This window comes from Ensifer sp. LC384 (assembly GCF_001695865.1).
In the GTDB taxonomy this organism is placed as follows: domain Bacteria; phylum Pseudomonadota; class Alphaproteobacteria; order Rhizobiales; family Rhizobiaceae; genus Ensifer.
This window is the reverse complement of record NZ_MBST01000034.1, coordinates 270495-282697: the sequence shown is the minus strand read 5'-3', so window position 1 is coordinate 282697 and position 12203 is coordinate 270495. Positions and strand designations below refer to the sequence as shown.

Sequence of the window (12203 nt, the reverse complement as noted above, 5' to 3'; positions counted from 1 at the left end):
GCGTCGATCATGCTGCTTGACCGTTCCGAAGGCCACGTGCGCGTGCTGATGGGCCGGCGCAGCAGCGCGCATATCTTCATGCCCGATCTCTACGTCTTTCCCGGTGGGCGCCGGGATCCGACGGACCATCGCCTCGCCTTCTCCAGCGACCTCAACCCCGCCGTTCTCCAGGCGCTGAAGAGCGTCGATGGCCAACCCGTCAGCGATGCTCGCGCCAGGGCGCTGGCCCTGGCGGCACTGAGGGAGCTCTATGAGGAAGCGGGCGTTCCGCTGGGCATGCCCCGCGCCGAGACGGAAGCGCCACTGCCCTTTCTTCCAGATCTCGCAAACTTGCGCTATATGGCTCGGGCCATTACTCCTCCGGGACACTCGAGGCGGTTCGATACGCGCTTCTTCGCGATCTTCGCGGACGAAGCCGAAGTCGATACATCGCGGGTTCTGGAAAGCCGGGAGCTCCAGGATTTGCAGTGGATCGATGTCAACGACCTCCCCTCGTTCCGGATACCGGAGATAACCGCCATCATCCTTTCGGATCTGAGAAGCGGCCTTAACGCGGACCCATCGCTCCCCTATGAGCGCTCCGTGCCTTTCTATTTCACGCGCCGTGGGCGGTTCATCCGCACGCTTCTCTAAGGACCACAGTCGCATGTCACAGCCGACGCCCGAGTGCCCCGCACCGGTTGAGGAAATTCACTGGCCGTCGTTGATCGCGGCGGTCTCCGCCATCAGCGCCGTCGGCATCGCGATCGGCCTCGGCCTGCCGCTGCTTTCGAGCATCATGGAGAAGCGCGGCATCTCGTCGACGCTGATTGGTCTCAATTCGGCCATGGCCGGCGTGGCCTCCATGGTCGCAGCTTCCTTCACGACCAAGTTCGCACATCGCCACGGTGTAGCGCCGACGATGCTCTGGGCCGTCCTGCTCGCCGCAATCAGCGCTTTCGGCTTCTACTACATTACCAACTTCTGGCTCTGGTTTCCGCTGCGCGTGGTCTTCCATGGTGCCATTACCGTACTCTTCATCCTCTCCGAGTTCTGGATCAATGCCACCGCGCCGCCAGCGAAACGGGGCTTCGTGCTCGGCATCTACGGCACGGTTCTATCCCTCGGCTTCCTGAGCGGGCCGCTGCTCTTCTCGATCCTCGGCAGCGAGGGCGTCTTGCCCTTCGTGGTCGGTGCCGGCGTCATTCTGCTCGCCGCCGTGCCGATCTTCATCGCACGGGACGAGAGCCCGGTGATCGACGAAAAGCCAGACCGCCACTTCATGCGCTATATCTTCCTGGTGCCGACGGCGACGGCCGCCGTCTTCATCTTCGGCGCGGTCGAATCGGGCGGGTTGTCGCTCTTTACGGTCTATGGGACACGATCGGGCTTCACCGAATCACAGGCGGCGCTGCTGCTGACCGTGATGGGTGTCGGCAATTTCATCTTCCAGATTCCGCTCGGCATGTTGTCAGACCAGATTAAGGACAAGCGCACATTGCTGTCGGCCATGACCGTCATCGGCCTTATCGGTGCCCTTTGTCTGCCGATGCTGGTGGAAAGCTGGTTCCTGATGGCGATCGTGCTGTTGTTCTGGGGCGGCTGCGTCTCCGGCCTCTATACCGTCGGCCTCAGTCATCTCGGCTCGCGCCTTCAAGGCTCCGATCTTGCCGCCGCCAATGCCGCGTTCGTCTTCTCCTATGCGGTCGGCACTGTCGCCGGGCCACAGGTGATCGGCGCGTCGATGGATGTGGCCGGCAACAACGGTTTTGCCTGGGCGATTGCCGGGTTTTTCGGTCTATACGTCGCGCTTTCGGTTGTAAGGATCGTTTTGAATCCAAAACGGCCTTGACTTTTCGGCCGCGATTTGTAGTTTCGCGCCAACCTTGCCCGTGGCCCGCAACCGGTTGTCCACGGCTTTCAATTTCATAAAGGCAGGACGACCATGGCAAAAGCCACCACCATCAAGATCAAGTTGCTGTCGACAGCCGACACGGGTTTCTTCTACGTCACGACCAAGAACAGCCGTACGATGACGGACAAGATGACCAAGACCAAGTACGACCCGGTCGCCAAGAAGCACGTCGAGTTCAAGGAAACCAAGATCAAGTAAGATCTGACGTTTCTCGGGATCAAGGGGCGCCAACCGCGAGGTTTGGCGCCCCTTTCCGTTACTGCATGTTTCCTTAAATCGCATGCGATTCAAGGAAACATGCAGCAGTTTAAAGCGCTACGGTGACCTTTGCGCGCCTGATAAGACGCGCGGCGCTGTAGTACGCCGTGAAGCGGGCCGAAGACAGGTCGGCGACCCGCCCCTTTTCATGCCTCCCGCGACTGTGCATGCGCACAGGCACGAATCAAAAAGCGCCGCCCCTTCCGGAACAGCGCTTTGAATGGGGGTCGGCTGGCTTCTAACCGCGGCACGAGGATTCCGCAGGTGTCAAAAGCCAACCGACCGACCCCACGACCCAGGAGATGCGGCGGACCTGAGCATCATGGGGTAACCGAAACTGGTGGAGGCTATCTCCCCGTGTTTATCAGCATCACCTGAAAATAGAAAAAAATCAACGAATTCTTAATGCGCGAAGCGGTGTTGCTCGGCACATGGTTAATTCTGTATCGTCCTAGGACATGGAAATACATGGCCATCGCGGCCACCAAACCCCTCGGTAGCATCGACGCGACGAAGAATACAACTTTAAAGGCATGCCGCAAGAGGGGGCCTGGATTTTCGTCAAGCCGCCAGCGGATGACGTGGCTCAGATGCCCCCGTCAGGCTGCAGCCGCCACCACTCTGTTGCGACCTTCGTTCTTAGCCTGGTAGAGCGCCATATCTGCGCGCTTCAACAGAGCTTCCGCCATGTCGCCTTCCAGCTTCATGCCGGCAATACCCATCGACGCGGTGATGACCAGCGCGCCGTCCGCATGCGGTATGGAAAACGGCTGACTCTCGATGATATGGCGCAACCGCTCCGCAACGGCAGCCGCCATCTCCGGCGGCGTGTCGGGCATGACCACGACGAACTCTTCACCGCCGAAGCGGCAGGCAAGATCGGCGCCGCGCACGGTCGAGCGGATGCGGCTGGCAAACTCGCGCAGCACCTCGTCGCCGACGTCATGGCCGTAGGTATCGTTAACCTGCTTGAACCGGTCGATGTCGGTCATGCAGATCGACAACGGGCGTTCGCGCGCTGCGGCGCGATCCATCAGCAGCTTCAGGTGATTGTCGAGGTAGCGGCGATTGTGCAGGCCTGTGAGGCCATCTGTGACCGCCAACTCGATCGTCTGCTGCACGCTCTTCCTCAGCATGTCGTTGCAGTGCTTACGCCTGATCTGCGTCAACGAGCGGGCAACAAGCTCATTAGGATCGACCGGCCGGATGATATAGTCGGTAACGCCCAGATCGAGGGCGCGCACGATCATCTCGTCATTGCCCTGCTCGGTGATCAGCAGGATCGGAATGAAGCGCGTGCGCTCCAGCGACCGCAACTGCGAGCAAAGCCGCAACGGATCGTAGTCGTCGAAATTGGCGTTGACGATGACGAGATCGAAATTGTTCTCGGCCGCTTCGAACAGCGCCGCCTGCGGGTCGGAGATAACAGAGACATCGGCAATCGGCTTGAGCGTGCGCTGCAGCCGCTCCTGGGAGGAGCCGCGGCCATCGACCAAGAGGACGTTGCCCGGCTCGTCCGGACGATCCTGGCGGGCCAGTTCCTGAAGGCCGATGGTCTGCGCCGTCTGGGCACGCAGCCGCAACTCGTCACTGACATTCTTCAGGCGCACGAGGCTTTTCACCCGCGACATCAACTGCAGATCGTTGACCGGTTTTGTCAGGAAATCGTCGGCACCGGCCTTCAATCCGCGGACCCGGTCGGAAGGCTGGTCAAGTGCGGTCACCATGACCACGGGAATATGTGCGGTGCGGGGATTGGCCTTCAGCCGCTCGCAGACCTCGAAGCCGTCGATGCCGGGCATCATGATGTCGAGAAGCACCAGGTCGACCGGCGTCGTCTCACAGAGCGACAGGGCCGTATGGCCATCGCCCGCAGTCAGCACATCGAAATACTCGGCGAGCAGACGCGCTTCGAGAAGCTTAACGTTGGCAGGCACGTCATCGACAACAAGAATGCGCGCAGTCATATCAATTTTCCCGCCGTTCAGGCATCGCCAAGGTAGGTTTTGATCGTCTCAATGAACTTTGGCACAGAAATCGGTTTTGAAACATAGGCTTCGCATCCACCCTGGCGGATGCGTTCCTCGTCGCCCTTCATCGCGAAAGCGGTCACCGCAATGACCGGGATGACGTGTAATTCATCGTCTTCCTTCAGCCACTTCGTGACCTCGAGCCCGGAAACCTCCGGCAGCTGAATGTCCATCAAAATGAGATCGGGACGATACTTGCGCGCCAGCTCGAGCGCCTCCATACCGTTGCGCGTCTGGATCGTCGCGTAGCCGGAAGCCTCAATCAGGTCTCGGAAGAGCTTCATGTTCAGCTCGTTATCCTCAACAATCATTACCTGTTTGGGCATGTCGATCCCTTGCTGTCCGTCGTCTTCTTGCAAGTCTTCTCAAGACATCTAAGTTGCAAAGCCAACGACTCGACCCATTTCCTCGAGTTCAACGATAATCCTATTTGGTTGAAAAATAGGTAATTCCGGGCGTAAAAACAGTAGGAGGCCAAGACATTGAAGAGCGCCGACGAAATCGCCATCGACATTCTTTCCTGGCTTGCCGGCGAGCCGGACCTGCTGTCCCGATTTCTGGCGCTGACGGGGACGGATCCGTCCTCCCTGCGCAATGCGATCGGCGAGCCGGGCTTCATGGGCGGGCTCGTCGCCTTTCTCATGGACCACGAACCGACGCTGATCGCTTTCTGCGAGGCGACCGGGACGCCCCCCCAGGATGTCGTGCGCGCGCACGAGAAGCTTTCCGGCGCCGCCGACCTGCAGGACAGCTGAACTTGAACAATACTGTCCGCGACGATGAAATCCGCCTCAGCAACCGTCCGCTGATCGTCAGCGACGTCGACGAAGTCGTGCTCGAATTCCTGGGCCCCTTCCGGGCCTTTCTCGAAAGCCGCGACCATGTCCTCCTGCCGCGCTCCTTCCGGCTGACTGGCAACATCATCCATCGCGCAACGGAACAGCCGGCGACCGAGGCCGACGTCAAAGACATGCTCGACGCTTTCTACGCCGCGCAGGATCGCTGGCAGACGCCGGCTGTCGGCGTTGTCGAGGCTCTTCACGAACTGTCCGCTCTGGCAGACATCGTCTTCCTGACGGCCATGCCGCCACGGCATGCGGCCGCGCGTCGCGCTCTGCTCGACCGGCTCGATCTTCCCTATCCGCTGCTCGCTTCCGAGGACCCCAAAGGGCCTATCGTTCAACGCCTGCATGCCGGACGGGCGCTTCCCGTTGCTTTCATCGACGACATCGCGCGCAACCTGCAATCGGTGCAGGCGCACGCGCCGTCCTGCCTGCTGATCAATCTGATGGCGAACGCCGAGTTTCGCGCGCTCGCGCCTGCGCCGGATGGGTGTGTTCACATTGCCGCCGACTGGACCGATGCCGCCAGCGCCATTCGCGCGCATTTCCAACGGTAGCACCGCCCGCTCCGACGGTGCGAGTGCCGCGCGGAGTAGCTCAAAATCCGACCTGCGGCTTGGCGTCGGCAATCTCACGTGCAAGGCAATTTCCAACGCAGCCTCCCTTGAGACTCGCTAGCGTAGAGCGTAAAATCGCGATGTTCAACATTTGTTCCAGATATGCTCGACAGTGGTTCTCAAACTCCAGGCTTCTGCCGTGATTGCCTTAGGGAACAGACCGCGACGGCGCGACGCTGCCTTGGCTGCGGCAGTCCGCGCCTCCTGCGTCATGCCGAGCTCTACGATCTGACCCTCGCCCATATCGATTGCGACGCGTTTTATGCTTCCGTCGAGAAGCGGGACAATCCGGAGCTTGCCGACAAGCCGGTGATTATCGGCGGCGGCAAGCGCGGCGTCGTTTCGACAGCATGCTACATCGCCCGCATCCACGGCGTACGCTCGGCCATGCCGATGTTCAAGGCGCTCGAAGCCTGCCCGCAAGCGGTCGTCATCAAGCCCAATATGGAAAAATACGTGCACGTCGGCCGCGAAGTTCGCGCGCTGATGCAGGAGTTGACACCGCTGGTGCAACCTCTCTCGATCGACGAAGCCTTCCTGGAACTGAACGGTACCCAGCGGCTGCACCACGATCCCCCTGCCCGCACGCTCGCCCGCTTTGCCCGCCGCGTCGAACAGGAGATCGGCATCACGGTCTCCGTCGGGCTTTCCTACTGCAAGTTCCTCGCCAAGGTTGCATCAGACCTGCAGAAGCCTCGCGGCTTCTCGGTGATCGGCCAGGCCGAGGCGCTCGAATTCCTAAGAGAAAGGCCGGTGACCTTGATCTGGGGCGTCGGCAAGGCGTTCGCCGCCACGCTGGAGCGCGACGGCATTCGCACGATCGGCCAGCTTCAGACGATGGAGGAAGCCGACCTCATGCGCCGCTACGGCACCATGGGCCAGAGGCTCTACCGCCTGTCGCGTGGCCTCGACGAGAGAACCGTCGAAATCGACGGCGAGGCGAAGAGCGTGTCGTCCGAGACGACGTTCAACGACGATCTCGCCCGCTACGACGATCTGGTCACACATCTGCGCCGGCTGAGCGAACAGGTCGCGCACCGCCTGCGCAAATCCGAACTCGCCGGCCAGACCGTGGTTTTGAAGCTGAAGACTGCCGACTTCAAGATCAGGACCCGCAACCGCCGCCTCGACAGCCCAACGCGGCTCGCCGACCGGATCTTCCGCACAGGACTGCAGCTGCTTGAGAAGGAAGTCGACGGCACGAAATATCGACTGATCGGCATCGGCGTCAGCGATCTTTCCAGCCCCGATCTCGCCGATCCCCCTGATCTTGTCGACCCAGCAGCGACCCGTCGCGCTGCTGCCGAAGATGCCATCAACAAGCTGCGCGACAAGTTCGGCAAGGCAAGCGTCGAAACCGGCTACACTTTCGGCAGCCGCAAGCGCGATCACTAAAGCGCGTCGCGATCTTTCAGATTCGCTCGCTGCGCTTTTAAGCTCTTGTCTTTGCGCATGTCGTCATCGCAAAACCGTTAACCACTTTTGCGCGACATGCTTTGGCGCGTTATCGGCAGCGGCTTGACGTTTCCTCGGTCCGATCCGGACGAATTCTTTAAAGATTACAGTCTAGTCTCGTCGGCCAGTTTACGTGTTGGGATGAGTGTATGGTATCGCGTTTCGCTCTCACGGCCAGCGTCGTCGTCTTGCTGTTTTCGCCCTCAGCCGGTTTTGCCGGCAGCAGCGCACCGCTGCAGATCATCGTCTCAAAGGACCAGCAATCCCTCGTCGTCTATGACGGCGACGCGGTGATCGCAACGTCGGCGGTCTCCACCGGCAAGGCCGGTCATTCGACACCGACGGGCATCTTCTCGATCCTCGAAAAGCGGCGTCATCACAAATCCAACATCTATTCGAATGCGCCGATGCCGTTCATGCAGCGGCTGACCTGGTCCGGCATCGCGCTGCACGGGTCCAATCATGTGCCGGCCTACCCCGCCTCGCACGGATGTGTGCGCCTGCCGAGCAAGTTCGCCGCCAGTCTCTTCAAGATGACGTCGCGCGGCATGCATGTCCTGATAACGGACCGGCAGGTCAGCCCCACCGAAGTGTCGAGCGCCATGCTCTTTCAGCGCGAGCCGGCGCCAGGCGAGAACCCCGCGCCACTGTCGGATGTTCCGCTTCGTCCGGCGATCAGCCAGGCCGAGAACGTGCCGGTCGAAGTGGCGATGACAGAGGCCTCGACCGCGACGGCCGCCATCGTCGCAGAAGACCGCGAGCCGATCCGCATGCTGATCACCAGACGCGGCGAACGTGATATCAGGCGTGAAGTACAGTCCGCGCTGAACCAACTTGGCTATGTCGCCGGCGTGCCGGACGGCCACATCGGCCCGGACACAATCGCCGCCATCAACGCGTTCCAGACCGCCGAGGGATCGACCGTCGACGGCAAGCTGACGCCGGAACTAACCGACGCCATTTTCAAGAAGGCGGGCCGCGACACTCTCACCAATGGGGTGATCCTTGTCCGCCAGGGTTTCAAGCCGATTTTCGAGGCAGGCATCACAATCGACAGGCCGGAGCAGGCGCTCGGTACCCATTTCCTGCAATTTCAGGAGATTGACAGCGAAAAGGCCGAAGGAAAATGGTTCGGCGTTTCGCTCGAAAACCATTTGCCGTCATCGGCGAAAAAGCGCCTCAGCATCACCACCGACGCCGACCCATCCGCCGTCAACGCCGTGCAGCGCACGCTTGGCCGCGTGACGGTCCCCGACGATGTCCGCAAGCGGATTGGCGGCCTGCTTGCCGACGGCTCGTCGCTGTCGATTTCCGATATGGAAAGCGGACTTGAAACCGGCGACGGTACCGATTTCATCACCATCACCCGCGCATCACCACGGGGCTAACGCCCCGCTTAACCGATACGACACGCAAAACAATGCTGCGATCGCGGCTAACGTGCCGTGCCGTCCCTGAAGCGACGTTTATTCAAGCAATCATGCGGCGCGGTCAGACGAGTTCGACGTCGACCACACCCGGGGCCGAACGAAGTGCTGCGGCGATCTCCGGCGAAATCCGGAACTTCTCGCTGAGCTCGACCTCGATCTCGCGCTGACCGTTGTCCTTGATGACGATGAAGGAGACGAGGCCCTCACCCCGCGCATTCAAATGGGCGGCGATGGACTTCAGCGGCCCGGCATCGCGCACATAGACGCGCAGCGCCTTCTGCATCTGCAGCGATTCTTCCTCAAGCGAGCGCAGGGTCTGGATGCGAAGGCCGATACCTTCCGGGCGTTCCTCCGCCTGCACGGTCATCACCAGCGATTTGCCGGGCTCGAGCAGGTCACGATACTGGTGCAGCATCTCAGAAAACAGCACGGCCTCGAACTGGCCGGATGAATCGGAGAAGGCGATGATGCCCATCTTGTTGCCGGTTCGGGTCTTGCGCTCCTGCTTGGAGGTAACGGTGCCGGCGAGGCGGCCTGCCGTTGCCCCCTTCTTCACCGCACCGGCGAAATCGCCAAAGGTCTGGACGCGCATCTTGGCGAGCAGCGGATTGTAGGTATCGAGTGGGTGGGCCGAGAGATAGAAGCCCAGCACCTGGAATTCGCGGTGCAGCTTTTCCGAGGCGAGCCAAGGCGTGTAGGTGGGAAGCGCGATCCGTTCCGGTCCGGTCGCTGCCCCTGCCCCGAACATATCGCTCTGTCCGCTTGTCTTGTTTTCCTGCGCGCGCTGGGCAAAGCCCAGAATGCGATCGAGACCGCCGACCAGTTCGGCCCGATCGTAGCCGAAGCAATCGAAGGCGCCGGCGGCGATCAAGCTTTCGAACACACGCCGGTTGAGCAGCTTCGGATCGATCCTCAGGCAGAAATCCTCAAGGCTTGCAAACTCGCGGTCGCCGCGAACGGCAACGATGTGCTCGACCGCCGATTCGCCGACGCCCTTGATGGCCGCCAATGAATAATAGATGCGCTTGTCGCCGGTCTGGAAGTGCCGGAAGGACGACTGGACCGATGGCGCGATCACCTGGATCCCCAAGCGCCCAGCATCCTGACGGAAGTCGTTGACCTTTTCCGTGTTGGCCATGTCGAGCGTCATCGACGCCGCCAGGAACTCGACCGGATAGTGCGCCTTCATATAGGCCGTCTGGTAGGAGACGATGGCGTAGGCAGCAGCGTGCGACTTGTTGAAGCCGTAGTTGGCGAACTTGGCAAGAAGATCGAAGATCAGGTCCGCCTGCGGCTTCGACACCTCGTTCTTGACCGCGCCGTCGACGAAACGGGCGCGCTGCTTGTCCATCTCCTCCTTGATCTTCTTACCCATGGCGCGACGCAGAAGGTCGGCTTCGCCGAGCGAGTAGCCCGAAAGAACCTGGGCGATCTGCATCACCTGTTCCTGGTAGACGATAACACCCTGGGTTTCCTTGAGCAGATGGTCGATCTTGGGATGGATCGATTCGATCTCTTCTTCGCCGTGCTTGCGGGCGTTGTAGACCGGGATGTTTTCCATCGGGCCCGGGCGATAAAGCGCCACCAGCGCGATGATGTCCTCGATGCAGTCAGGCCGCATGCCGATCAGCGCCTTGCGCATGCCGGCACTTTCCACCTGGAACACGCCGACCGTTTCGCCCCGCGACAGCATCTCGTAGGTCTTTTCGTCATCGAGCGGAATGCTGGCGAGATCGACCTCTATGCCGCGGGTCTTGACGAAATCGACCGCGACCTTCAGCACCGTCAATGTCTTCAGGCCGAGGAAGTCGAACTTCACGAGGCCAGCCTGCTCGACCCACTTCATGTTGAACTGGGTGACCGGCATGTCGGAGCGTGGATCTCGATACATCGGCACGAGTTTCGACAGCGGCCGATCGCCGATCACGATACCGGCGGCGTGGGTCGAGGCGTGGCGATAAAGGCCTTCGATCTTCTGCGCGATATCAAGAAGACGGGCGACGACCGGCTCCTTTTCCGCCTCCTCCTGCAGGCGCGGTTCTTCCTCGATCGCCTTTGATAGGGGCGTCGGGTTGGCCGGGTTGTTGGGTACGAGTTTGCAGATCTTGTCGACCTGGCCGTAGGGCATCTCAAGCACGCGGCCGACGTCGCGCAGCGCCGCGCGCGCCTGCAGCGAACCGAAGGTGATGATCTGGGCGACCTGCTCGCGGCCGTATTTCGCCTGGACGTAACGAATGACTTCTTCGCGCCGGTCCTGGCAGAAGTCGATATCGAAGTCGGGCATCGACACGCGTTCAGGATTGAGGAAGCGTTCGAACAGCAGCGAGAACCGCATCGGATCGACGTCGGTGATCGTCAGCGCATAGGCGACGAGCGAACCTGCGCCGGAACCGCGGCCCGGGCCGACGGGAATGTCGTGCTGCTTGGCCCATTTGATGAAGTCGGCAACGATCAGGAAGTAGCCGGGGAACTTCATGCGCTCGATGACACTGAGTTCGAACGCCAACCGTTCGCGGTACTCTTCCTCGGTATAGCCGGGGGCCATGCCAAGCTTGCGCAAACGATCGTCGAGCCCCTCTTCCGCCTGTCGGCGCAGTTCGCTGGACTCGGCGCGCTCGGCCTCCTCCGGATCGTCGGAGGCGCCGGTGAAGCGCGGCAGAATGGGCCCGCGCGTCTTCAGCATGAACGAGCAACGCCGCGCGATCTCGATGGTGTTTTCAAGCGCTTCGGGCAGATCGGCGAAAAGCGCCGCCATCTCCTTCCGGCTCTTGAGGTAATGATCCGGCGTCAAGCGGAAGCGGCTGTCGTCGGAAACCATGGCGTTATGGGCAACAGCCATCAACGCGTCGTGCGCTTCGTAGTCGGATGGCGAGGGAAAGAACGCCTCGTTCGTCGCAACCAGCGGCACATCGAACTTGTACGCCAGGTCGATCATCCGGCTTTCATGCCGGAGGTCGAAGTTGCCATGCCGCTGCAGTTCGATATAGAGCCGATCGCCGAAGAGATCCTTCAAGGCCTCAAGACGCGCCTCGGCCAGGGCCGTCGAGCCGGACTTCACCGCCATGTCGATCGGGCCGCCGCCGGCACCTGAAAGCGCGATCAACCCATCGGTACCAGCCTCTGCAAGCCACGACCGCGTGATCCTCGTGACCTGACTGCCTTCCCCGCCGAGATAGGCGCGGCTCACCAGATCGACCAATCGCGTGTAGCCGTCGTCGGTCGCTGCGATCAGGACGATGGCCGGCAGCTTGGCAAGCTGCTGGGCGTGGCCGCGACGATCACTGTCGACCTCGTCTTCCATGTCGATCGACAGTTGACAACCGGTAAGAGGCTGCAAGCCGTCTTCGGCCGCCTTCTGGGAGAATTCGAGAGCCGCGAAAAGATTGTTGGTGTCGGCGATGCCGATCGCCGGCTGGGCGTCAGCTACAGCCTTGCCGATCACCTTCTTCAGAGGCAGTGCCCCTTCGAGCAACGAAAAAGCCGAGTGAACACGCAGATGCACGAACTGCGGATCCGCAGCCGTCTGATCGTTCCGTTCCACGCTGCCTTGATCCGCCATTTCGACACCCTGATTCCTGCCAGTGTGTCAGGATATCCCGCTTATCACCCGCCATGTCCAGTTTTGCATCGTGGGCCGGCGTTCTTTTCAACGGTGCGCTGCCGGGATGGTATCGAGC

10 protein-coding genes are annotated in these 12203 nt (G+C 61.1%); 7 read left to right on the top strand and 3 right to left on the bottom strand.

The window, feature by feature from the left end; translation table 11 throughout:
* The first annotated feature begins 9 nt into the window (after positions 1-9).
* From BC363_RS23345 to rpmG, 3 genes are all read left to right on the top strand, one after another.
* Positions 10-633, top strand: coding sequence for an NUDIX domain-containing protein (locus BC363_RS23345; protein ID WP_244519937.1), 624 nt, complete (start codon positions 10-12; stop codon positions 631-633).
* 13 nt (positions 634-646) lie between these two features.
* Positions 647-1831 carry an MFS transporter gene (locus BC363_RS23340; protein ID WP_065787115.1) on the top strand — a complete coding sequence of 395 codons (1185 nt, stop codon included), beginning with the start codon at positions 647-649 and terminating at the stop codon, positions 1829-1831.
* 93 nt (positions 1832-1924) lie between these two features.
* Positions 1925-2092 carry a 50S ribosomal protein L33 gene (rpmG, locus tag BC363_RS23335; RefSeq protein WP_003547442.1) on the top strand — a complete coding sequence of 56 codons (168 nt, stop codon included), beginning with the start codon at positions 1925-1927 and terminating at the stop codon, positions 2090-2092.
* A gap of 659 nt (positions 2093-2751) precedes the next feature.
* On the opposite strand, the gene BC363_RS23325 is transcribed toward rpmG, so the two are convergent.
* Both BC363_RS23325 and BC363_RS23320 read right to left on the bottom strand, forming a co-directional pair.
* Positions 2752-4119: a PleD family two-component system response regulator gene (locus BC363_RS23325; RefSeq protein ID WP_065787117.1), complete on the bottom strand. Its 1368-nt coding sequence runs from the start codon at positions 4117-4119 to the stop codon at positions 2752-2754.
* 17 nt (positions 4120-4136) lie between these two features.
* Positions 4137-4508, bottom strand: coding sequence for a response regulator (locus BC363_RS23320; protein WP_025426610.1), 372 nt, complete (start codon positions 4506-4508; stop codon positions 4137-4139).
* A 156-nt stretch (positions 4509-4664) separates the two neighbouring features.
* On the opposite strand from BC363_RS23320, the gene BC363_RS23315 reads away from it, so the two are divergent.
* The 4 genes from BC363_RS23315 to BC363_RS23300 all read left to right on the top strand — a co-directional run bounded on the left by BC363_RS23315 (position 4665) and on the right by BC363_RS23300 (position 8484).
* Positions 4665-4937, top strand: coding sequence for a DUF3572 domain-containing protein (locus tag BC363_RS23315; RefSeq protein WP_065787118.1), 273 nt, complete (start codon positions 4665-4667; stop codon positions 4935-4937).
* A 2-nt stretch (positions 4938-4939) separates the two neighbouring features.
* Positions 4940-5581, top strand: a complete 642-nt coding sequence (locus BC363_RS23310) for a hypothetical protein (RefSeq protein ID WP_141690401.1) — start codon at positions 4940-4942, stop codon at positions 5579-5581.
* Positions 5582-5743: 162 nt separating this feature from the next.
* Positions 5744-7036: a DNA polymerase IV gene (locus tag BC363_RS23305; RefSeq protein ID WP_065787120.1), complete on the top strand. Its 1293-nt coding sequence runs from the start codon at positions 5744-5746 to the stop codon at positions 7034-7036.
* Between the two features lie 209 nt (positions 7037-7245).
* Entirely contained in the window at positions 7246-8484 is a 1239-nt protein-coding gene (locus tag BC363_RS23300) for a L,D-transpeptidase family protein (RefSeq protein ID WP_065787121.1), read from the top strand.
* A 103-nt stretch (positions 8485-8587) separates the two neighbouring features.
* On the opposite strand, the gene dnaE is transcribed toward BC363_RS23300, so the two are convergent.
* Entirely contained in the window at positions 8588-12085 is a 3498-nt protein-coding gene (dnaE, locus tag BC363_RS23295) for a DNA polymerase III subunit alpha (RefSeq protein ID WP_065787122.1), read from the bottom strand.
* Positions 12086-12203: the final 118 nt, after the last annotated feature.